This window comes from Microcoleus sp. A2-C3 (assembly GCF_036706065.1).
Lineage (GTDB): Bacteria > Cyanobacteriota > Cyanobacteriia > Cyanobacteriales > Microcoleaceae > Microcoleus.
This window is the reverse complement of the sequence record NZ_JAUBVX010000058.1, coordinates 1-23,710: the sequence shown is the minus strand read 5'-3', so window position 1 is coordinate 23,710 and position 23,710 is coordinate 1. Positions and strand designations below refer to the sequence as shown.

Annotated in this window: 16 protein-coding genes and 2 pseudogenes; 5 read left to right on the top strand and 13 right to left on the bottom strand. The window is 43.6% G+C overall.

Translation table 11 applies throughout. The features are described from left to right. Position 1: 1 nt before the first annotated feature. Positions 2 to 811 carry a DUF3598 family protein gene (locus tag QUB66_RS24630; protein WP_332970049.1) on the bottom strand — a complete coding sequence of 270 codons (810 nt, stop codon included), beginning with the start codon at positions 809 to 811 and terminating at the stop codon, positions 2 to 4. A gap of 432 nt (positions 812 to 1,243) precedes the next feature. Further along, the gene (locus tag QUB66_RS24625; RefSeq protein WP_332970050.1) at positions 1,244 to 1,795 is read right to left on the bottom strand and encodes a DUF2854 domain-containing protein; all 552 of its coding nucleotides are present in this window, start codon (positions 1,793 to 1,795) and stop codon (positions 1,244 to 1,246) included. Positions 1,796 to 2,106: 311 nt separating this feature from the next. Between QUB66_RS24625 and QUB66_RS24620 the strand changes: the two genes are divergently transcribed. Both QUB66_RS24620 and QUB66_RS24615 read left to right on the top strand, forming a co-directional pair. Then, on the top strand, positions 2,107 to 2,367 hold the full coding sequence (locus QUB66_RS24620; RefSeq protein ID WP_332970051.1) for a hypothetical protein: 261 nt from the start codon (positions 2,107 to 2,109) through the stop codon (positions 2,365 to 2,367). A gap of 192 nt (positions 2,368 to 2,559) precedes the next feature. Beyond that, on the top strand, positions 2,560 to 2,730 hold the full coding sequence (locus QUB66_RS24615; protein ID WP_265239069.1) for a hypothetical protein: 171 nt from the start codon (positions 2,560 to 2,562) through the stop codon (positions 2,728 to 2,730). A 201-nt stretch (positions 2,731 to 2,931) separates the two neighbouring features. Here the strand turns inward: QUB66_RS24615 and ppk1 are convergent, their stop codons facing one another. The 5 genes from ppk1 to QUB66_RS24590 all read right to left on the bottom strand — a co-directional run bounded on the left by ppk1 (position 2,932) and on the right by QUB66_RS24590 (position 9,753). Continuing rightward, a complete protein-coding gene (gene ppk1, locus QUB66_RS24610) occupies positions 2,932 to 5,115 on the bottom strand; it encodes a polyphosphate kinase 1 (RefSeq protein ID WP_332970058.1) in 2,184 nt (727 codons plus the stop codon). A 340-nt stretch (positions 5,116 to 5,455) separates the two neighbouring features. Beyond that, on the bottom strand, positions 5,456 to 5,911 hold the full coding sequence (locus QUB66_RS24605; RefSeq protein ID WP_442923322.1) for an NACHT C-terminal alpha/beta 1 domain-containing protein: 456 nt from the start codon (positions 5,909 to 5,911) through the stop codon (positions 5,456 to 5,458). 3 nt (positions 5,912 to 5,914) lie between these two features. Further along, complete coding sequence (locus tag QUB66_RS24600; RefSeq protein WP_332970053.1) at positions 5,915 to 8,914, bottom strand: NACHT domain-containing protein; 3,000 nt, start codon at positions 8,912 to 8,914, stop codon at positions 5,915 to 5,917. 78 nt (positions 8,915 to 8,992) lie between these two features. Next, positions 8,993 to 9,379 carry a helix-turn-helix domain-containing transcriptional regulator gene (locus QUB66_RS24595; RefSeq protein ID WP_332970054.1) on the bottom strand — a complete coding sequence of 129 codons (387 nt, stop codon included), beginning with the start codon at positions 9,377 to 9,379 and terminating at the stop codon, positions 8,993 to 8,995. A 155-nt stretch (positions 9,380 to 9,534) separates the two neighbouring features. Continuing rightward, positions 9,535 to 9,753, bottom strand: coding sequence for a helix-turn-helix domain-containing protein (locus QUB66_RS24590; protein ID WP_265239067.1), 219 nt, complete (start codon positions 9,751 to 9,753; stop codon positions 9,535 to 9,537). 162 nt (positions 9,754 to 9,915) lie between these two features. Between QUB66_RS24590 and QUB66_RS24585 the strand changes: the two genes are divergently transcribed. Further along, positions 9,916 to 10,389: a hypothetical protein gene (locus QUB66_RS24585; protein ID WP_265239066.1), complete on the top strand. Its 474-nt coding sequence runs from the start codon at positions 9,916 to 9,918 to the stop codon at positions 10,387 to 10,389. Positions 10,390 to 10,586: 197 nt separating this feature from the next. Here QUB66_RS24585 and QUB66_RS24580 read toward each other — a convergent pair whose 3' ends face one another. From QUB66_RS24580 to QUB66_RS24570, 3 genes and pseudogenes are all read right to left on the bottom strand, one after another. Further along, on the bottom strand, positions 10,587 to 11,975 hold the full coding sequence (locus tag QUB66_RS24580; RefSeq protein WP_265239065.1) for a UDP-glucose dehydrogenase family protein: 1,389 nt from the start codon (positions 11,973 to 11,975) through the stop codon (positions 10,587 to 10,589). Positions 11,976 to 12,216: 241 nt separating this feature from the next. Continuing rightward, positions 12,217 to 13,155 (bottom strand): UDP-glucuronic acid decarboxylase family protein, encoded by a 939-nt coding sequence (locus QUB66_RS24575; RefSeq protein WP_265239357.1) that lies wholly within the window; start codon positions 13,153 to 13,155, stop codon positions 12,217 to 12,219. Between the two features lie 666 nt (positions 13,156 to 13,821). Continuing rightward, positions 13,822 to 14,546, bottom strand: a pseudogene (locus QUB66_RS24570) (IS1 family transposase). Positions 14,547 to 14,956: 410 nt separating this feature from the next. Here QUB66_RS24570 and QUB66_RS24565 point away from each other — a divergent pair. Together QUB66_RS24565 and QUB66_RS24560 are read left to right on the top strand one after the other, a co-directional pair. Beyond that, positions 14,957 to 15,904, top strand: a complete 948-nt coding sequence (locus tag QUB66_RS24565; protein WP_265239356.1) for an NAD-dependent epimerase/dehydratase family protein — start codon at positions 14,957 to 14,959, stop codon at positions 15,902 to 15,904. Between the two features lie 983 nt (positions 15,905 to 16,887). Next, positions 16,888 to 17,900, top strand: a pseudogene (locus tag QUB66_RS24560) (ISKra4 family transposase). A gap of 64 nt (positions 17,901 to 17,964) precedes the next feature. On the opposite strand, the gene QUB66_RS24555 reads toward QUB66_RS24560, so the two are convergent. The 3 genes from QUB66_RS24555 to QUB66_RS24545 all read right to left on the bottom strand — a co-directional run bounded on the left by QUB66_RS24555 (position 17,965) and on the right by QUB66_RS24545 (position 22,902). After that, positions 17,965 to 20,061 carry a leucine-rich repeat protein gene (locus QUB66_RS24555; RefSeq protein WP_265239355.1) on the bottom strand — a complete coding sequence of 699 codons (2,097 nt, stop codon included), beginning with the start codon at positions 20,059 to 20,061 and terminating at the stop codon, positions 17,965 to 17,967. Positions 20,062 to 20,115: 54 nt separating this feature from the next. After that, on the bottom strand, positions 20,116 to 20,793 hold the full coding sequence (locus QUB66_RS24550; protein WP_332970055.1) for a leucine-rich repeat domain-containing protein: 678 nt from the start codon (positions 20,791 to 20,793) through the stop codon (positions 20,116 to 20,118). A 114-nt stretch (positions 20,794 to 20,907) separates the two neighbouring features. Beyond that, the gene (locus QUB66_RS24545) at positions 20,908 to 22,902 is read right to left on the bottom strand and encodes an SPFH domain-containing protein (protein WP_332970056.1); all 1,995 of its coding nucleotides are present in this window, start codon (positions 22,900 to 22,902) and stop codon (positions 20,908 to 20,910) included. Positions 22,903 to 23,710: the final 808 nt, after the last annotated feature.

Here is a 23,710-nt window from a genome sequence, read left to right as displayed (position 1 = left end):
GTTAGATGGCGAATACATCAGCCTTTTGATCCGGTTGTTCGTAGATTAAAGTACAGCTTCGGGGGGTGTTGTGAGTATCTGGGGTCCAACGCATGGAGGCATAATAGGGAGTCTTGAATTGATCGCTCGAAAGAACAACCTCTATGGCATCTGGAAATTGGATTTGTAGAAAATCGCCTTGTATTTCACTGGGTTGAGGAGGAACTGGCAGTTGAGCCATCTCATCTAATGAAACATAGATCCCGCCTGTCGTTGGAGCAGGAAGTTTGAGGCAGTTGACTCGATCGATCCTACAGTGAGTTTGTTCAGACCACCAAGGTTTCGCTACCTCTTCCTTAATCTCTCTGAAGAATGAAAACGTATTAGGCTGAGGGCTATTTGCGGCAGATTTGTACATTACTACCACACTCGTTCTTTTTCCTGATGCCAGGAGGTAAGGCTCAAAATAAAATCCCTGACCAGTTCGATCACCCCCAACCATTGTGTCAGAAGAATTGGGATTAAAAAGCAGATCAGCATCTGGATCAACCGGATGGATAATCAGCGGATTACCCAAGGTCAAAACCCATTGTTTCTGCGTTACTGTTTCTGTCATCCGACTCCTGAAGTCGAGGGAATGGGTGACAGTTTGCCGATCGTCAGAAGGAATTAAGCTGCGTACAGAATCAAGAATATCGAGAACCTGCCCTGCGGCATCATATCTAACCAATACCCCTTGCCAACGTGCGCAGTGATGAGCTATGAAATTTTCCCACTGCTGTTGAGCAGTTAAAGGTACTTTGGCGATGATGGACACTCTGTTTTCTGACATTGGCGTATCCCTGTTTTCCCTATAGATTGTTGTCAATAATTTAGTTTGGCGGATTTAATCTGCTCATTTATTCTACTCAAGACTGAGCCAGGATTATTTGCAACTGAGACTGCTATCATCCACTTCGATGCTTGTTTAACTGCAACTGACAAACCCTGTCCTGAGCCGATAATACCTATCCTCATCCTTGACGAAACCATTTGCGCTGCTCCTGATTTAAGATGGTCGATCGCTCCTCAACTAATATTATAATTAACGAAAATCAAAGTTGGGCAAAATCTCAACTGGCGATCCTCTTCGAGGGCTTCGCTAACGAGCTTTTGCCGATAGCGACAGGTTTCAAGCTGCCGCTAAAATCAGTATTTGGGCCGATGCAGGATTAATTATTAATTGGTGACTTCAAAATTTCCGCACTCAAAACTTAAGACCACTTTAAGCTTTAGGACTTGTAATTAAAGCCAATTCAATTTTTTCATCAGGCTTTTGAGTGACTTGTGCGTGCAAACCGGGGCCAAAAAATTTAGCTATTTTTTCTTGCTTTTCTTCCCAGACTTCGATCGGCATTAGCGGCGAATAAAACTCTAGAATTAAGGCATAAGCACCGTCAACATCAACTTCCCGCAAGCCTTGGAGGAGGGGGCGTTCTTCGTCTGTCGGGGCCATTCCCAAGCGTTCCAGAGCATCATCTAAGTGGGCGGGTTGGCCGTAGCGAAATCGGGTGATATCTTTGCGGACTTGGTTTTGAGTATCTGTGGCCTGACTTTCTCGCAGAAGCAGAACTTCAGGAGAAGTCGGTTCGGTGAACTCCGCTGGTTCGAGTTCGGCAGCTTTCAAGGCTAAACCTCCCAGCAACAGGGGAATTCCATAAAAAAAACCGGCTAGGTTTAGGGTTGGTTTGTCTGTGAAGTAGGCATAGAACCCGACTACTGCTAAAATACCGCCGACGACTAAGGCTAGGCTTGCTAAAGAAATTTTACGAAACATATTAGTGAGGTAAGTAGCTGGAATCAACAAGATACTTTAATTATTATCGGGCAAGAAGTCTTGAATAAATTTAGTTTTTTTGCCAAAATACTCGCCAAAACTGCTAGCATCTATGAGAGCGGGTTCTCTGTGCATCCACGATCTTGTCTCTATCTTCAAAAACTATCCTGCTTAGACTCGCCACGGCGCCACCGATCAAGATCCAGGTTAATTGCGCGCCGTTGGTTCCAGAAGGCAATCGAGATCGGCAGTATGATCAAAGTATAGAGAGCGGCGATCGACCCTCTTGCCCTTTCAACCAATTTTCGGACATGATTAAAGACGAAGACAAACAAACTGCGGTCGCCAACAAGTCTGTTCTCGACCAGATTAACTCGCTCAAACGCGAAGATGAAAGGCTTTATAATATCTTAGCGATCGATGTCTGGGCCCTAGCCAAGACAATGGATGAATATCAACCGGGATTTTGGTCTGCTTTTATGAAAAACCGCGAGAAGGCTCTGAAGCGATTTTTAACTGAAGTGATGAAAAACAAACCCGCAGATAATAAACGTCCGCCTTTTCTGCGGTGAAGTTTAGCTGAAGTTTTGATGTACAATCCAACTATAACACAGACCCAAAAACCCTGAGCAGGTTGATCACTTACAATATAAAAACAGTGAAGGATTAGCCCAGAAAGGTACGTCGGTGAATTAAGAATCCCCGTCTGTTCGCAGGGGGAAATGTCAAATATTTTTGTGAATACTAGCAAAAGGCCAAAAACAATGGATGTACAGACAATCAAAGAGCGCGTAGCAGAAATAGAAAGTAAGCGGGAATCCCTCGTGCGGCTGTTAGATCGATCGGACTTGGGAGCTCTGAGAATTGATGTCAGTCAGGCGATCGAGGAAATTGACGATTTGTTAGAAGAATTTAAGCGCACTTTTGACAGTTGACAGTTGGCAGTTGTTAGTTGGCAGTTGGCAGTTGAGAGTTGTCGCGCATTTAATTTGCATATTTCGTATTAAAAACTTTGTGGGGCGGGCATCTTGCCCGCCCTAAAAGTTAAAATTAAATGCAGTACAGCTTAATAGCTAACAATAACTGACCACTGTCAACTGTCAACTGTCAACTGTCAACTGTCAACTGTCAACTGACTAATTCATTGCCATATCCATCAAAATTTGTTGACAGCTCACCTCCGGGTTATTAGCAGGAGGGCGCCGCTGAGAATAATGTCCCCCAGGCTGCAAATCCCAAGCTTGGCGATTGTCCGCCAACATCACACCCAAAATTTCTTGTAACTCCATCACTATAGTCGGATCTTCCACTTGGACGATCGCCTCAACCCGTCTTGTGAGATTACGCTGCATCCAGTCAGCAGAACCAATATACACCTCTTCGGCACCACCATTGAAAAAATAAAACATCCGAGAATGCTCTAAAAAGCGACCGATAATACTGATAACTTTGATATTGTCGCTAACACCCTCAACGCCCGGACGCAAACAGCAAATCCCCCGGATAATCAAATCAATTTTAACTCCCGCTTGCGATGCTTCGTACAAAGCAACAATAATTTGAGGGTCAACTAAAGCATTCATTTTAGCGACAATCCGGCCGCAGCTACCAGTGCCGTTTTCGGCATTCAAACGGCAGAAGTCGGCCTCGCGGCGGATCAAAGCTAAAAATCGATCGCGCATATTGACCGGCGCAACCAACAATTTACGATAAGAAACCTGCCGCGAATAACCGGTTAAATAATTAAACAACTCCGTCAAATCCGCACCCAAATCCTCGCGACAACTCAACAAACCAACATCCGTATACAGTCCAGCCGTTTTCGGGTTATAATTTCCCGTGCCGATGTGGACATAGCGGCGAATAAATCCATCCTCGCGACGGACTACCATCACAATCTTGGTGTGGGTTTTGAGTCCCACCAAACCGTAAACTACGTGCACACCCGCTTGTTCTAACTTGCGCGCCCAGTTAATGTTATTTTCTTCGTCGAATCTAGCTTTGAGCTCTACTAAAACGGCTACTTGCTTGCCGTTTTCGGCTGCTTCAATTAAAGAACTGACGATCGGCGAATCACCAGAAGTGCGGTATAAAGTCATCTTAATCGCTAACACGGAGCGATCGTGCGCCGCCTCAGTAATAAACCGCTGGACAGTCGCCGCAAACGAGTGATAAGGATGGTGCAGCATCAAATCGCCCTGGCGGATCACCGTGAAAATATCCTCACCATCCTCAGCATCCAACATCGATTTGCCTAAAATCAGTGGCGATTCTGAGTTCCGCAAGCGTGGTGGGACAACCGGAGTCCAAGGCGGGTCTTTCAGTTCTGGCACGGGCAGCCCGATAAAAGTCATCAAATCCTTGAGGCCTAGCAGCCCGTCCACGACGTAAACATCCTGCTCACCGAGATCCAACTCATCCATCAACATATCTCGCAGTGCAGGCGGCATAATCGCTTGAATTTCCAGGCGCACCGCAGAACCTGTAAACCGCTGTTTGCGGAGTTCCTGTTCAATCGCCAGCAGCAAATCCTCTGCCTCATCTTCCTCCACAGTCAAATCGGAATTGCGAGTAATCCGAAACGGGTGATATTCCTGAATATCCATCCCCGGAAACAAAGCCTCTAAATTGTGGGCGATTACCTGTTCGAGAGGTACGCCCGTCCACACAGGAGTTTTGCCTTTTTGCTGCCACTGCAAATCCTTTGGTAGCGGCAAAAACCTGGGCAAAACCTGCGGTACTTTGACGCGCGCAAACAATTCTTCGCGCGTGTCGGGATCTCTAACAACTACTGCTAAATTGAGACTGAGATTGGATAGGAATGGGAATGGGTGGCTGGGGTCAACTGCTAGGGGTGTGAGTACGGGAAAAACTTGTTCTTGGAAGTAGCGGTGCAAGTAATTGCGCTGTTCTTGATTGAGGTCAATGTAGTCGAGAATGTAGATGCCGTTTGCTGCTAATTTGGGCCGCAGGGTTTGGTCAAAATAGGCGTGTTGCTGAGTAACCATCGGCAATAGCCGCTTGTTAATGGCATCTAGCTGTTCTTGGGGCTTGCTACCGTCGGAGGTCAATTTGCTGACTTTTGCTTCTACTTGCTGTTTGAGGGCCGCTACTCGCACCATGAAGTATTCGTCTAGGTTTGAGCTAAAAATAGCGAGAAATTTGAGTCTTTCTAGGAGGGGCGTGCGGGGGTCTAGGGCTTCGTGGAGGACGCGGTTGTTGAATTCTAGCCAGCTTTGTTCTCGGTTGAAGTAGTATTGCGGGTCGCTGAGGTTGATTTCGGTGTAGGTTTTGGCTGGGGTCTTTTTTTGCTTGGACATGGTTTGGGGGAGTCTTTTGGGGAGGCTCGATTGTATCTTTACCATTAGTATCGCAGTCATTGTGGTAGCGGCGCGGTAGCGGGCGATTGAAATCGCGCCGACACAGACAAAACCGGAGCTCAGAGGGGTTGAAGAGGAAGAGCGATCGAACTTTATGGTTTATGTTGTGTACGATCGCACATTTTGTATTTCTCGTTTGTTGCCGAGGCCAGATCCCCCTAAATCCCCCGAAAGCAAGGGTGACTTTGAGCGCTTCTTGTCCCCCCCTTTCTTAAGGGGGGCTAGGGGGGATCTGGCCTCGGCGATAAGCAGCAGTCTGTGAATACCTCCGCCCCCAATATCACGCACCAATCCCCGCAATCCAATTCTGCACCGCCTCCAACAAATCCTCTCCATCCACCGGAAAACCTGTTAACGGCAATTCCAGCGGTGTATCGGTAATCCAGGCGATATGAATTCCCATGTGAGAGTCGGCGAGTTTGCGGCAGCAAGACGAAAGCGCGTTTTCGCAGGGGCAGGAGTGTAAAATTAAGGCGATGTGCTGTTTTTGCAGCCTGTTCTTGAGTTGGGGAATTAATCGCTTAAATTCGGGGGCGTTGCGGATTGCGGGGATGTCTGTATCTGTGGGGAAGATTGTTTGATATAGTTGGGTACAGAGTTCTTGGGCGATCGCGCTTATATCGGTTTCGCCTTCTAGGGCGCGAATGTTGAGGGGCACGGGGAAGGCTTTATCTGTGGGTTTGAGTTGTTTTAGGAGTGTGGGGCGATCGGTGTTTTGTCGGTGGTTGTCGGGTATTGGCTAATTGGTTGGTTGAGTGTGCCATGCTTGATAAAATTCTGGGTAAGTCATATTTTGGGCACAGTTCCAGATTACTTTGTAGCAGTTTCTATAGAGAGAAAACTCATTTTCTCGGACTTCGGAAGTTAGACAATCTTTCAATCCTGAGACTGCGGTGGCGAAGTGTTTACCTTTCATAATTTTCCCTAAGCTTTCTGCCGCTAAGCTCCGGGTAATTTCATCACCTGAATTACGGATTAACTCAACTAAAGCGGCGAGGGCAACTGGGTTATCTTGGCTGATATTCCTTAAGCTTTCTGTCTCTTGCCACCAGGTTGGAATAGATGACTGGCAGGCGTCTAACGAGACTAAATATGTGGGCGCCCATGGGAGATATTTGCCTATTTGCCCTAAGCTATCTGCCCCTATCATCCTGGTATCTCCATGAGCTGAAAAGAAGATTGGGTATTCTAGTAAAATCGCTTCTGGGTAATTTTTGTCTATTTCTCCTAACTTTATTGCAGCTTGATTCCGGGTATTTTCACTGCCTGAATCGCGGATCAACTCGACTAAAGCGGATATCACTCTTTCCCGATCAGTATTTTTCAGAACTTCCCTTGAACCCTCTGCAATTGGATCAAGACATCTCCACCACTCCTGTTTTTCCTCATTAAAACAACCAAATCCCCACTTAACAATCTGGGACACAATCTCATCAGCAAGACTACAATCCTTAAACTCAACAATCGCCACACCCGCTAGAAAATAAGCCCGATACTTATAAAAACCATAGCACCCATCCTCAAACTCAACCAACGCCTTAATAAACGCTTCCTTCTCCTCCTTCCCAACCTCCTCACGCCCCAACCACAGCAAAATAACCTCCTTCCACCGCTTCTCAAAAATCCGGTATCGAGCATCAGGATGCTGCGGATTCCCAGGAAAGTGATTCAAGAAAAAATGCCAATGCTCAACCGCCAACGCCGCAAAATATTCCTGAAACGTCGGATGATAAAAAGCATAAATCCCTTCCAACGTCTCCCCATCCCTCGCCACTAAATTCAGCCAACCCAAACGACAAGCTAACTCAAACTGCGATGCACCCATCACCCGATATCCGACACTTTCTCGCAACTGAAACCGTGATGTTTCATTTAACATCCCAGCCAGAGCCAAATTCCCCAAAGCCGCATTCAAATCCTGCTGCTGACTCCAATTCAGGCGCGGTTGCTTCCACTGATACAAAGTAGTCACAAACCGCCGATAAAGCTTAGCCTTAGTATCCGGCAAATCCCCATCCAACGACTGCCAAGTACCGCACAGCAGCGAACATCTCAAGGGGTTTTTTACTAAGTCTTGAATTCGCTCTTTCCCCGATGCTGCTAATGCTTCCCGTAGCTGTTTGGAGAGATCCCCCCCAGCCCCCCTTAAGAAGGGGGGAGCAAGAGTGTTCCCTTCTTCTGTCGCCTCTGTTGAGAAACCGCGAGCAAGAGTCTCCCCTTCTCCTATTGCCTCCCCTTCTTCTCTTGTCTCCCCCCTTACCAAGGGGGGGTTAGGGGGGGTTCCAAACTGGGGGTTAGGGGGGGTTCCAAACCACTTATCGATAAACATTTCCACCTGTTCAGGATAGGAAAACTCCAGAGTACGATAAGTATCAAAAGTATCCAACGCAGAGCCGATCGCATCCCAGACATTCTGCCGACAACTTAGCACAATCCGCGCCCTTTGAATACAGCCGCCGGTTCTAATTTGCCGCTGAATTTCCGCCAAAGGATTCCCATCTCCGACAGCCATCTCATCCGCGCCATCCAACACCAACCAAACTCGCTCAGCATTAAACAAAGCTAAAAAATCATCCTTAATATCCGCCGTCGCCTCAGCCTTCCCAACCCTCTTAATTGCCGCCAGCAACCAACTATCAAATAAATAGGTTTCTAAATCCTTCCCCTGCAAATCTGCCAAGGATACCCAAATCACAATCGCCTCGGAAATTTCATCAGCAACCCAATTCGCAATCCGCCGCAACAGCGTTGTTTTCCCCGCCCCCGGTTCCCCAATAATTCCTAACCGCTTCCCATTGCTTTTCGGGCTACTTCCTCCCCGCAGCACTTGCTCAAGAAACTCGCTATGTTCAAAGGTTTGAGTAACTTCTTTTTCCCGGTACAAATCCGAACCTTCCTCAGCCGCCACATCCTCCCGCCGCTGAGTCACTTTGTGCCGTTCCACCAATCCCAGCGGCACATAAACATCATCAATTTGATGGTTGCCAAAAGTTAGCTGATTACTACTCAGTCGCTGCTGTTCTTTCTCATCTAAAATCTGCTGACAAATAACCCGCCAGTCAATCGGTTGGTAAACAATCCGGCTTTTTTCAACAATCTCCTCAAGCCAAGCATACATCTGTTGCGTTGTGCGATCTATCCGCGCCAAACTCTGCCCGGTAAAAATCTGAAAAACCTTTTCATTATCCTTGATTTCCTGAGCAAAGTATGCTGATACTAAGGCAAATAAATCTTGCTCTAACTTAATTTTGTAGGGTGCGACATCACAATTTTCCAGGGCAACTTCCAGCAGTTTTTGCTTAACTGCTTCAACCCGATTCTGCTTTAACTCATCTGTCGTAGTCAGCAGCAATTCTATTTCATCTAAACCCTCAATCGGAATCCCAGAGGGAACAGTTTCTTGATCAACCTGTTCTAAATCTAATTTGAGCCGATCGAGCTTTCGTTTCAACCAATCAAAATCCCTGCGCCTGTCTTGCAGCGAATAGCTAAAACTCTCTCGATTAGCGCTATTTTTCGGATCGATTTCCTGTTTGCATTCTGAGGCGATTTGTTGTTGAGCTTTCAGGAAAGAAGTTTTGAGCGCTTTTTCTAAATCGTGATTGACTATTTTACCGTTTCGTGATACTTTTTTAATTCCTGTCAAACAAAGATGCTTTGCTGCATCATTAACTTGAGTTCCCAGAATGCCTTGCCAAGCGACTGTGAAAAGCAAGCCCAAAGTAATCGGATCTGACATTTGACGGCTCTCCTGATGGGCTATTGCAAGGGGGTTAGTTTGATTATAGGCGATCGAGTTTGGTTGCGATCGATAGCTTCAGGAATTTGTCTGTTTAACAGTCACCGTCAGTTGAAAACCCAGTGCGTCAAGTAAAGCACTCAAACAGTAAATTTCTGCTCCTTTTTTCTCCGACAATAGTTCGCCCAATTTTGCCAAAAGTGCTGTAGCATCTTCTGAGAGTTCATTCATCCTGTGACGGGCTTCAACAACATCATTTAATGCCAGCTTTAGCACCTCAGAATTCTCCTCTTCCAAGCAAGCCTCAATATAAGGAGCAGCCTCTAAGGAGTCTTTCAGAGATTCAATCAATTCTTCTTGATAGCTAATACTTCTAGACATCATCTCTACTTTTGCGATTAAATTTCCGGTAGGGAAACGGCACTGCCGTGTCCAAATTTCGGGACGATTATCTACTTGTTCCAAGGCTCTGCCTGGTAACGCATATCTGGAGGCTCTGCCGACCTTTTACCAGCCGAGGCAGAGCCTCTGAATCTGGGTTCTAAGGCAAGCCTTGGAACCAGTTGATCAGATTTAAAACTGATATAATCTACACCAAATGCTCGATCGCCAAAAAGCACCTACTTTTCCATAATTACCACAAAATCCTCAATCATCACATCAAAAGTGCGAGCCAACTTGTGCACTGCCGCAAAGTCAACCATCGCCATCCCCTGAGAGCGGGCATAATTGCTAATCGTACTGTATCCGACTCCCGATCGCTCCGCAACCTCCTTCAGCGTCCATCCCTTCTCGGCCGCCAACTCTCGAACCCGCAACCTGACTAAACCTTTACTCATAAAAACTATTTACAAAATTTTGGATTTAGTATAATATAGCAAAAAGCGATCGCCCCCGGTCAGCGAAACTAAGGACGATCGCCAGTTAAAATTAATTCTGACAGATAATTTCTGTCGATCGCACCCAGCAGATAGATTTACCAACCACCAGATGCAACTACAATGATATCAGAAAATCAGTTAAGATCGTCCTGGGCGATCGGCGCCTCAAAAATTATTCACAAATCGTTAATCGTCAATCCGCGATCGAGATTTGTCACCGAAGAAACAGTAGCACTTTTGTTCAACATCACACCAGACCAAATTTACCGAATCGAATGCTGTCACAACATGGTGTACCTGCACGCCAAAGGCCTAAGTAGATTCGTCAGCTACGCCGATTTCCCCCCAATTTTAGAAGTAAAACCAGCCTGCGCTCAAGATTTTCTCGGCTGGTACAAACGCTGGAAACGCACGCAAGCACCAGAATTTTGGACTCAATTTTATACGTACAACTTCAAAGCCGCTGTTTCAGTTGACAGCTTACATGAGTGGGGTAAATTAGTCGCTACAGTCAAATCAGTAATTTCTACCTCAGCACTCCAACAACTACGAGATGTTTACGCTGAAGAAAAAACACTAATGGAAAGCTTCTAAAGCAGGCGGATTTACCCGCGATTCCTCGCCACAACTAAATGTAAGGTGCGCCGAAGAACACCCTACGAGATAGAGATTATGCTTAGAACTCTTTAAGCTATTGCGGCATTTAAATTGTATCTCAAGAAATAATTAAACTCTTGTGGAGTGGGCTTCGACGCCGCTCCGAATATGCAATTTAAATGCGCAATAGCTTATTATCTTCCAATCCCCACATATTGGAAACCAGCCGCTTCTAAAACCTTCTTATCTAAGAAATTGCGGCCATCAATCATCACCGCATGATCCATCAACTTCGCCATTTTCTCGTAATCTAAATTGCGAAACTGTTCCCAATCAGTCACCAACACCAAAGCATCGCAACCATCAGCCAACCTTTCCGGATCGGTTTCTACCAAAACTCCCGACAAACCGTGACGCATCCCAGTTTGAGAAACAATCGGATCGTAAGCTTTAACTTTCGCTCCCAATCGGTTCAAATTGTCGATTAAATTCAGCGAAGGAGCATCCCGCAAATCGTCAGTATCCGGCTTAAAAGTCAAACCCAAAAGTCCGACTGTTTTACCTTTAAGAATCTTCAAAACTTGCTGCAATTTCTCAATTGCAATCAATCGCTGGCGTTCGTTAACTTCCACCGCCGCCCTGAGCAAATGCGCCTCATAACCGTAATCCTCAGCAGTGTGAACTAATGCTGAAACATCTTTCGGGAAACAAGAACCACCCCAACCGATGCCGGCTTGCAGAAATTTGCCGCCAATCCGCGAATCTAAACCGATACCTCTGGCTACTTGGGTAACATCTGCACCGACGCGATCGCAAATATTAGCAACTTCATTAATAAAGCTAATCTTAGTCGCCAAAAAAGCATTAGCAGCGTACTTAATCATTTCTGCCGAACTGATATCAGTCATCACCACGGGCACCGCGGGCAAAGACTCATTTTCTGCAAACTTGCGATCGACAATCGGCCTGTATAACTCTAGCATCATATCCATCGCCCGCTGAGAGTTGCTGCCGAGAACAATGCGATCGGGATTAAACGTATCATGAACAGCGCAGCCCTCCCGCAAAAACTCTGGATTGCTAACCACATCAAATTGCACGCCAGTTTTTGCTGCTACTTCCTCACCAGTAGCCCCATCACCGCTTTGAGGTTTTTGACGTTCAGCCAAACCGTCTAATACAATCCTCCGCACCCAATCCCCCGAACCGATGGGCACCGTGGATTTGTTGACAAGCACTTTGTAATCGCCGTCTAGGTGAGCTCCAATGCCGCGCGCAACCGCTTCTACGTAGCGAGTATCGCTTTCCCCCGTAGGCAAAGGAGGGGTTCCCACGGCAATGAATAAAATGTCTCCGTGAGCCACTCCTGCTGCTAAATCCGAAGTAAATTCTAGATTGCCCGATTGAGAAGCAGAAGACATTAATTCAGACAGTCCGGGTTCAAAAATAGGCGACTGTCCCGACTTCATTAATTTAACTTTTTCTTCGTTGTTGTCTACACAAATAACGTGATGTCCGATGTGTGCTAAACAAGTGCCTGTGACTAAGCCGACGTATCCTGTACCGATGACGCAAACACGCATATAAATGTCCTCAAAGTTAGTAAACAGTTGACAGTTGACAGTTGACAATTGATAGTTGATAGTTGACAGTTGTCAGTTCTCAGTTGATAGTTGATAGTTGACAGTTCTTATTAGTCAGAGGGCAGATTGAGGAACCAAAAGGGAACAGGGAAGAGGGAAGAATGAAGAATGAAGAAGTAAAAATACTCCCCTCTCCCCCTCTCCCCCTCTTCCCCTCTCCCCCTCCCCCACTCTCCCATCTCTAATTAAGATTTCCCTCAATACGATCGCGAAAATCCTTTATAGTCAACTCTAAACCTTGATCCAGTGGCACAGTTGGCTCCCAACCCAACCAATTTTTAGCAAGAGTAATATCCGGTTGTCGCTGTTTGGGATCGTCTTCCGGCAGCGGTTTGAAGATAATTTTCACCCCTGGATTAATCATGTTTTGAATTTTTTGTGCCAACTCCAAGATAGTGTATTCGCCTGGATTCCCCAAATTCATCGGCCCGATTTGGTCGCTATTCATCAGTCGAATAAATCCTTCCACCAAATCGGAAACGTAGCAAAAACTCCGCGTTTGGGAACCGTCGCCATAAACAGTCAGCGGCTGATTTCGTAAAGCTTGAGCAATAAAATTGCTCACTACTCTGCCGTCATTTTCCAACATCCGGGGGCCGTAGGTATTGAAGATTCGCACAACTCGAATATCTACCCCATTTTGGCGGTGGTAGTCAAAAGATAGGGTTTCAGCTACTCGCTTTCCTTCGTCGTAACAACTGCGAATTCCGATACAATTAACATTGCCGCGATAATCTTCTGTTTGTGGATGTACGTCAGGATCTCCGTACACTTCGGATGTGGAGGCCAGAAAGAATCTTGCTTTTACCCGTTTGGCCAATCCCAACATATTCATCGTGCCGATGACGTTTGTTTTAATTGTCTTGACTGGATTGTACTGATAGTGTATAGGGGAAGCGGGACAAGCCAGATGGTAAATCTGATCTACCTCTAACCGAATCGGTTCCGTGATGTCGTGGCGGATCAGCTCAAAGTAGGGGTTATCCAGCCATTTGAGGATATTGCGTTTAGTCCCGGTGTAAAAGTTATCCAGGCAGACTACCTCGTGTCCTTGGGCCATTAAGCGATCGATTAGGTGGGAACCGAGGAAACCCGCACCGCCTGTGACTAAAATTCTCATGGGGGAAACTGCCGTTCTGTTTAGAGTGTAAGACTGTGGTACAACGATTCAGTCGATCGAATCAAACTTGCTAATACAATAACAAAATATCGATCGACAATGTAAAGACTTATCCGCCACCTGCATCAAATCTTTAATTAACTTAGCATTGTCAGATATATGCAACAGAGTGCGATCGCTCCTACATCCAAGCTACCTAATTTTATTTACACTTCAATACTTCCGCAAAAATACTGTTGACATTAACTCCAAAGTGACTATATAATTATTTGCCTTAATTTTTGGTGCAAATATTAAGTAGCAAACAAAAGATCAAGTCCTTGCTATAAATCTAATAAGGACTAAAGTCCTGACTACAAACCCAATATCGCGCTTGTGACTCTTTCTAAATCTTCTTCAGTTAAATTCGAGCCAGAAGGTAAGCAAAGACCGTACTCAAATAACTCTTCAGCAACTGCACCTCCCATACATTCACACTCAGCAAATACAGGCTACAAATGCAAAGGTTTCCCAACCGGACGCGCTTCTCTTTTATCCTTAGTAAGTGCGAGGCGAACTTGTTCTCTATCCGCACCGAAAGCAGCAGGATTAATAGTTAAACACTGTATTTTAGGTTCTTCCTTACTTGGTATGCTAAACTAACAATTAAAATGCGGCGTTGCTGAATCAAGGTATGAATGCCCCGGTCATGGGAATATCGTCAAATTTCAAGTAATGGATTAATAAGTTAATAGAATGCTTGAGCATTTTGTCACATTTATAATAACAAAAAATTTTACGATCTAGCCTAGCTAAATAATGTCTTAGTCTTGTATTTTCTCCTTCTACTCGTGTCATGTAAGTCTTGCTAATAATCTGATCTTCATCAGGAATAAACATGGGATATACAGACCATCCATCAGTTACATAAAAATAGCATTTTCATGCACTTACTTTGTCCCATAATGGTTCAAATGTCTTAGCGCTATGATCCCCTAATACCCATCCTAAAATTCCTGGACTAAAGTGGTCAACCGCTTTCCACAGCGAGATCTTGTCTGTTTTTTTAAACATAAGTTTGTAATTCATCGAGCTCACCAACTTCTGGAATGACTTCCGGGTCATAAACATCTGGTAACAGTTTACCGACTTGTTTTACCCAATTTATTACCGTGGTATGATGAACTCCCTTAACTCGTTCTATCGCCCGTAAACCCATGCCATTAACGTACATTTTTAGGCAATCACGTTTGATGGTTTCGCGCTTGACCTCGCTGGGGCTCATACTCATTGATGAATTGACGACCGCATTGGACACAAATGTGGTTCTGTTTTCCTTTTTTCTCGCCATTTTTACGGATATGGGTTGATTTACATTCGCTTGCGTTGCATAAATTATTCCTCCTATTCATACTCTAACTCAGCAACGCCGGGAATTTTGCTGGCAAATCCTGACTTGCGGTTAGCCTATGGAACAGCAAGCCGTCACCGTTTAGAAGCTGAAATGATGAGAATTTGGGATTTAAAACACTAGAAGGATACTATCGAAAATTAGAAATTTTCGGAGACACTAAATCTAATGAACAATAAACAATCAACCAGCTAGAATGTAAAATTATGTCGATAGAATTATAACACACTAAAGCTAGAGTCAAAATCGGCAATTTACAGAGATAATAAACTTGTGGTATGATATTTCATGTCGTCAGCGGTTCCGAAGAATCAAGCAATTAATAAAAAAATACCGGAAAATTATAAAGCTTGTTTTTGGAGTAACTTTGGCAACCAGTCTTTCATTAGCTATTACAAAGGAGCATAACCAATGACTAATATCGTTACAGGCGCGGCAGGTTTCATCGGCTCTCACTTAGTAGAAACTCTTTTAAAGCAAGGTGAACAAGTGATCGGCGTTGATGAAGTCAACGATTACTACAATCCCGAATTGAAGAGAAAAAATCTCGCTAATTTTGAAAAATATCCGAATTTTAAACTGGTAGAAAGCAATATCTTATCTTTAGATTGGAAATCTCTCTTAGCCAATGTGGAAGTCATTTACCACCAATCAGCCCAAGCAGGAGTCCGCTCTAGCTGGGGAAATGGTTTTCGCAGCTATACAGAACGCAATATCAATGCAACTCAGGTACTCTTAGAAGCCGCAAAAGATGCACCGCAACTGAAAAAGTTTGTGTTGGCTTCATCTTCGTCCGTGTACGGCAATGCTGAAACTTTTCCTACTTCCGAAACTGCCTGCCCTCAACCAGTTTCTCCCTACGGCATTACCAAATTAGCCGCTGAACGTTTGTGTTCGCTTTACTATCACAATTTCGGCGTTCCCGCAACTATGCTGCGCTATTTCACTGTTTACGGGCCTCGCCAGCGTCCCGATATGGCATTTCACATATTTTTCAAATCAATTTTGCGCGGCGAAGCGATTTCAATTTACGGAGACGGACAACAAACGCGAGATTTCACATTTGTCAGCGATTGCATTGCTGCTAATTTAGCTGCTGCTAAAGTGCCGGAAGCTGTCGGTGAAATATTCAATATTGGGGGCGGAAGTCGAGTTGCTTTAGCAGAAGTTATTCAGACTATGGAAAGCATTGTCGATCGCCCAATTCGCATCAATTACCTAGAATCGAGCAAAGGAGATGCACGGGATACTAGCGCTGACGTATCAAAAGCTCAGAAAATCTTGGGATATCAGGCACAGGTTTCTTTGAAAGAAGGGTTAAAGCAAGAATGGGAATGGGTGCAGTCTTTGTACGGTTAGAGTGCGCTGAACCTACTCATATCAAATGCTGTGAGGCATACAGCTACCGGATCTGATAAGTTCAGAAACCGGGTTTTTTAAAGAAACCCGGTTTCTCGGTCTTATGTCTTTTTTGTATAGTTACTTATAAGCTTGGGTATTTGACCTTTTGGGGAGACTTTACTACACAAAGCGATCGCTTGAAAGAGACCAAACTAGACAAAGGCAGCCCGTCGCACCATCCTGTCTGTGCCACGGGCTAGAAGATCGTACTGATTTGCAATTAAATGCGTAAATCTGCTTATATATGCGGTTAATTTTTCGATACAAGCGGAGATGATATCAATATACCTTTTACAAAAAAAATATAAAACTCTTATTGTATGTACATTTTGTGTAAAGTTAATCATTTTTGGTACATTTTAACTCTGGTTATGCAACTATATATAACAAAGTACCGTGCGTAAATTGACGAGTAGGAAAATCAACCATAAAAGAAAGTGACCAAGAAATAGTGCTGAAAGATATAATTTAATTGCTAGTAATTCTGACTGTGACACTGCAAATTCATTAGTCTCGATATCCTTCAAGCTGAGATGATTGTGTACTCAAGCCTTAATTCAGGAACAATCAGGGATTCTATTATTAATCGTTGTTTGGCAATTGTATTGTTGTAACTTTTATGATGACTATCTCTAAAAGTACAATTCAGAAAATCCAACTTGCAGATTGCTAACTTTAACAGATTAGTCATTATCAAAACAATCATCGGTGTACTTCTTTAGTGCTGAACCTCAAAACTATCATCATTGAAAAGCAGGTTACCTTTACAGGTAGCGGCTAAGATATACCAGAGATTTTTAGGGGTGCATCTCACTTTGGCGAATATGTCACAAAAGGATTAAAATGGAAAAGCTCATAAAATCGCCAAAAAATATGATGCCAAGAAAATGACACCCTCAGACCAAGAACAGCTAAAAGCCTACTTTAAAGCGGCAGCATAAATTCTTTACAGAAATACAGATCCAACCGAGTTATAAAGTTTTGACAGCATAGAAAAATCTCTCCGTCAGAAAATGCTAGAAGAAGTGGGATCAGAACTAGGTAGCTTTTTTTTTCAGCAGTATCAGGAATTCAAATAGGAAAACCCAGAAAAATAAAATCAATAGTCGGTGCGCTCGAAATTACAGACAATCAGGCGAAATATTTTGGATTGAAAGCTTAGAGTCAATTCAGTCCAATGATGGAAAAATGCTGTCTTTTAATCAGTGCCAACGAATCTTATCAAATGGCAGAAAAAGATTTAGAGATTTTCACAGGGGTCAAAGTCTCTCATAGTACATTACAAAGATTAGTCAAACGACAAGAATTTGAATTACCTACATCTAAACAAGGAGTCCAAGAAATTACATTGGATGGCGGCAAAGTCAGCGTCTGCAACGAAACAAAAGGCGAAGGGTGTTGCTGGAAAGACTATAAAGCCGTTTGTTTCGATAACGTTTATTCGGGAGCATTTTTTCAAAATAATCAAGATTTAATTGATTGAACTAACAGCCAAAAATTGCTACATTCTATGTATTGCCTAGGAGATGGTAATGCGGAAATTTGGCAAATATTTCAAGAAATTGGAGATACTGAACAAAGACAATAAATCTTAGATTGGTATCATCTGAAAGAAAATGTTTACAAAGTAGGAGGTTCACTAAAACGTTTAAAATTAGCAGAAAATATGTTGTTACAAGGTAAAATAGATGAAGTTATCAATCTATTTAAAGAGATGACAAAAAAAGAATTTAAAACATTTTGCAACTATTTAGAGACCCATCGCTGCCGAATAGTCAACTACCAATACTATAAAGAAGAATGCATAAGTTCGATAGGTTCGGGAACAGTTGAATCAATTATTAAACGAATTGGGTTTAGGGTGAAAATATCAGGAGCGCAATGGAAGATTGAGAGCGTTCCCTCTATCCTTTCTCTTCGCTGTGCTTATCTCAACGGTAAACTTTCAATTTGATGTATTTGCCAAAGTGAGATGCACCCTTGCGATCGACTTTGGTCAATTTATATGAACTTTCAAGTTAGAGCAAATTCCAGTGTGCCCAATCGCAGGTAGACTCTGGCTTGATCGGGCAAATTTTGGGAGAAATCGGATTTCCACCGAGGTGAAATAACATCAGGTTAGTCAAGGATTGTAAGGGTTTGATATCGCTGATTTTATTGTCATTAAGTTCGAGCCACTCAAGTTGAGTCAATGATTGTAAGTGTGTGATGTCGCTGATTTGATTATTTCGGAGGATGAGAGTAGTCACTTTAGTCAAGGATTGCAATGGTTTGATATCACTGATTTGATTATCGCTGAGATCGAGCCAGTCAAGTTGAGTCAAGGATTGCAATGGTTTGATATCGCTGATTTTATTGTTGCTGAGTCCGATCGCAGTCAGGTTAGTCAAGGATTGCAATGGTTTGATGTCAGTAATTTCATTGAGATCGAGGTTTAGAGTAGTTAGGTTTGTCAAGGATTGCAATGGTTTAATGTCAGTAATTTCATTGTTCATGAGACCGAGTTGAGTGAGGTTAGTTAAGGATTGCAATGATTGGATGTCGCTGATTTGATTGTTTTCAAGACCGAGTTGAGTGAGGTTAGTCAAAGATTGCAAGGGTTGGATATCGCCGATCCTATTGTTGTAGAGGCCGAGATTAGTCAGCTTGGTTAAAGATTGCAAGGGTTTGATATCACTGATTTGATTATCGCTGAGACCGAGATTAGTCAGCTTGGTTAAAGATTGCAAGGGTTTGATATCGCTGATTTGATTTTTGTGAACCAAAAGTTTAGTCAGGTTCGTTAAGGATTGCAAGGGTTTGATGTCAGTGATTTCATTACTGTTGAGGTCGAGTTCTGTGAGACTCGAAAGTTTCTGATTAGCTGCATCGCACTCAGTAGTTTCAGCTTTTTTCAACAAAACTTCAACAGTATGTTTAGCTTCAGCGCTCAAATTTGCTTTTTCGCGACACCAATCACCAAATGTTTGTCCAGTGTATTCTGATTGTTTCTGAGTGACCGATGAAGAGGTTCTATTTCTAGATAATTCTATAGCGGCAACCGCATTTCCGTGAAGCTTTATCCGAGTCAGGTTAGTTAAAGATTGCAATGGTTTGATATCGCTGATTTTATTGTTCTTTAGGTAAAGATTAGTCAGCTTCGTCAAAAACTCCAATGGTTTTATATCGCTAATTTGATTATTGTTGAGATTGAGCCACTCAAGTCTATTCAAAGATTGCAATGGTTTGATATCACTGATTTGATTGTTTTCGAGAACGAGATTCATCAGTCGAGTCAAAGATTGCAAGGGCTTGATATCACTGATTTTATTATTTTCGAGATCGACAGCAGTCAGATTAGTCAAAGATTGCAATGGTTTGATATCGCTGATTTGATTGTTTTTCAGGTAGAGATTAGTCAGTTGAGTCAAAGATTGTAAGGGTTGAATGTTACTAATTTGATTACCGCTGAGGTAAAAATCATCCAGGTTGGTCAAAGATTGCAAAGGTTGAATGTCACTGATTTGATTGTTGCTGAGTTCGAGATTAGTCAGTTGAGTCAAAGATTGCAAGGGTTGAATATCACTGATTTGATTGCCGCTGAGTTCGAGATTAGTCAGTTGAGTCAAAAATTGCAAGGGCTTGATGTCGATGATTTGATTATATCCGAGTTCGAGCATAGATAGGTTGGTCAAAAATTGTAAGGGTTTAATGTCACTAATTTGATTGCTGCTGAGTTCGAGCCAAGTCAGTTTGGTCAAAAATTGTAAGGGTTTAATGTCACTAATTTGATTGCTGCTGAGTTCGAGCCAAGTCAGTTTGGTCAAAGATTCCAATGGTTTGATGTCGCTAATTTGATTATGGTTGAGGCTTAGTGATGTAAGATTTGAGAGTTCCTGATTAGCCGCATCGCAATCAGTAGTATCAGCTTCGTTCAACAACACTTCAACAGTATGTCTAGCTTCGGGAGTCAAAGAAGCTTGAGCGCGACACCAATCACCAAATGTTTTGTTTGCAGGTTGCGTTTCTGCTGCGATCGCAGACAGTCCATTTCCAGATAATGCTAGGATCGTAAAACAAGTAATTGCGATCGACTTTGGTAAATTCATGTGTTTCTGTGCAACTATAAATGTCATAATCTTGTGCCTGTCATTTTCAGAGTAGTAAGGTTTGAGCATTTAATTTATGAGTTACCAACTACAGATAGACTCTGGCTTGGTCATCGGGCAAATTTTGGGAGTAATTAGGTTTCCACCCAGGGATAGATAATTCAGGTTAGTCAAAGATTGTAAGGGTTTGATGTTGCTGATTTGATTGTTTTCAAGACTGAGATAATCCAGTTCAGTCAAAGATTGCAATGGTTTGATGTCGCTGATTTTATTGTCGCTGAGTCCGAGAAAAATCAATTGAGTCAAGGATGCTAGCGGTTTGATGTCGCTGAGAAGATTGTTATCGAGTGCAAGCAAAGATAGTTGAGTCAATGATTGTAGCGGTTTGATATCGCTTATTTCATTTCTGCTGAGGTGTAGGTTAGTCAGTTGAGTCAAAGATTGCAATGGTTTGATATCACTGATTTCATTATTGTCGAGGTAGAGTTCCGTGAGACTCGAAAGTTTCCGATCGGCTGCATCGCACTCAGTAGTCTTAGATTTCCGCAACAACACTTCAACAGTATGTTTAGCTTCAGGACTCAGAGAAGCTTTTTCGCGACACCAGTCAGCAAATGTTTTTCCACTGTTTCCTGGTTGCGTTTCTGCGGCTTTTGCAGATAATCCATTGACCGATAATGCTAGGGCGATCGCACTTAAAGCAACTATCATCAACTTTGGTGCATTCATGTGTTTGTGTTGAACTATAAATTTCATCATTTTTCACCTGTAGTTTTATAAATCACCAAGTTTTAGCATTGACTAAAGAAATCAAGAGAGGAATTAATACCTCTCTACAAATTGCAGCGTTTAACTCAAATAACTGATACAGAATTAATCTTTGCTATTGGTAAATTCAGCGACATAATTCACAACAAGAGGCTCCGATTTGTGTCCATTAAGTACAGGTAATTCTTCTGCTTTGTCTCCATTTTTGGTGGTTTCATTCCGCATGAATGTTGCCATCAAACCGTCAAGCAAACCGCCACCGCCGCCGCTACCGTTGACGGCGACATCGGGTACGACGCGAACGCTGCCATCTGCGATCGCCTGAATAGCTTGCAACATCGTGTAACTTTCGATGCCCAAAGCACTGACACCAACTTGATAAGCATCGGCTTTTGCTTGTCCCATCAGGCGAATTCCTTCTGCTTGACCGTTGGCGTGTTCGATCGCAGCGCTAGCAGTCAATTGAGCAATTTTCACGCCTTGTTCTGCCCCCACCACCTCATTTTGAATGTCGGCGATCGCAGTTGCACGCACCAATTCTTGACGTTGCGACTCCGAATTGCGCTGTGCTTCGTAGGTTTTTTCCTGTTCCTGAGCAATTTTGCGATCGGTCAACGTTTGCATTAACTCCCCTGGTGGCGAAATCAAACCGATTAGAGTGTCCACCGCTTGCACATCATAGGCGCGCAATGCCTGACGAACGTGTTCTGCGGCCTCTGCTTGGCGATCGCTCCGGGCGATCAAAAAATCGAGTATCGTATATTCTTGAGCCGAATTGCGGAAGTAATTGCCCACAATTGGACGCAGCACTTGGTCAATTAGATTCTGCATTGAACCTTGCCGCGAAATCACTCTCGGTGCATCTAAAGTACCGACATGAATGATTTGGAAAATTTCTAACTCAAAGGTAAATCCGTCAAAAGAAAGCAATTTCATCGCACTTAATTTGGAGTCATAGCCGTGTTCTCCGCTGAACCGTGATGTGAAGTTTAAAACTACATCGGTAGTGGGAACAAGTTCGACTTTCATCACTTTTGTATTGACGGGATGTTTGCCTGGATAAAGTGGCTCGACCCACACGCCTTTATTGCCCTTGCTGACAAGATTTCCGTGGGTAAAAGCTTCCCCACTTACATCTTTTTGCGATTCCCCCACAAAGGAAATTACTACGCCTACATAACCGATCGGCACTTCGGTCATCTCTACCTGTTCAACTTGCACAAACCAGGGATTGAGGTTCCACGAACCCGATAGAATTATCTGTTCTTGCAAGCCCCTGCGCCCGCCACCTTTGATGAAAGATTGCGCTTTTTGGAAATTGTTGTGGCCGGGAATTATGGGACCAGCAATTTCACCTTCATCAATGGGAATGCCATCTAGTATGGTCACAATTCCCACACGCTCTGGAGCGAGTTTGTATACTTCAAATTCCCACGATTCCATACCCTTTTGAGCGGCATTTGCTGAAGTTATGACCTCAAATATAGCTGTATTGATTCGATAAGTACCCGTTGTGATGATGGCTAGCTGCCTTCCTTTTTCTCCGCCGTTGGTGAGGAATTTGCGGGCATTTTGGAAGTTGTCGCAATCGACGATTGTTCCTAAAATGCGATCGGAAGGAATTGTTGCTCCGTCATTGGCAATAATTAAACCGATTTCATCTTGAGGAACGACAACGACTGGTTCTTTTTTAATGCTATATTGCCAGGGGAAATAACCAAAATGCCAGCCGGGAGGAAGGGTGTCTGCTTGCAAACCTCCTTCGCCATCGAGGGCAATTAATCTACTGGATGGCAAGTTTTTGCTGGAGAATTTCTTGGTGACAATTCCCACTTCTCGTTCGCCGATCGCAATTAGCCCCAAAATCCAGCCAATCTTAGGTACGAAGATAAAAAATACTATAAGTCCTCCGATGGGATAGATCCACATCGGGATGCTGATTCCTTCAGCCGGGGCTACTTGGACTTCTTGGGCTTGGGGTGGTGGCGGATTGGTTTGGGCGGATGCTGGTGGGGCGATCGCGCCGGCTGCTGCGATCGTTGTTGCTACAGATAGTGTTAAGGGTAAAAGTTTGCGAAACAAACTTACTAATTTAATCATGTTTTTCTACCTGCTTTAATCTAAGATGTACAGAAGAGTTGTTATCTACGATCAGTATTCAACTAATTTCTTTAAACGTCAATTCATAAAATTCATTAATTGAGTTCATAAAAGTCATATTTGGAATATGATTTTGTAGGGAGTGCGATCGGTTTATCTAAAAATCAAGCAAATTCGGACATGGCAATGCCGTTTCCCTACCATAAAATAATCAATCTTCCTCGATTAAAAATGTAACCATCGCCCGATTATTTGTAGGGAAACGGCACGTGCAGTCTCCTCAATTTGGGTGATATCAATATATCAACGGGTGCTCAGAAACCGGGTTTTTTCCGAGAAGACGCGCTACAGCCCACAGATTAAGTAAAAACCCGGTTTCTTTGGCTATGATGCGTCAATCGCGTTGATATTAACCACCGCCACCGCCACCGCCACCGCCACCGCCACCACCGCCACCACCGCCACCACCGCCACCACCGCCACCGCCGCCACCACCGCCATCACTACTCGGATCTACGTAATAAGTCACAACTATTTTTTCATCGTGATAGCCGCAATTAGTACAGTGACGGATAACTTTATCCTTCCCTTTATTCCTTGGGGTAGCTGTAGAGATTACTTGTCTATTAGTGTCTAGTGCGAACTTTTTACATCTAAAACAGAATCTTATAATATAGCGGTAAATCATCACTAAGATGAAGAAAAGCACAGACGGTACTGTAAACCATGCGACTATAGCAATCCTAAATCATTATCTACACTTATTATGATATAATTATATGCAATGATTGATTGTGACAATAAAAAA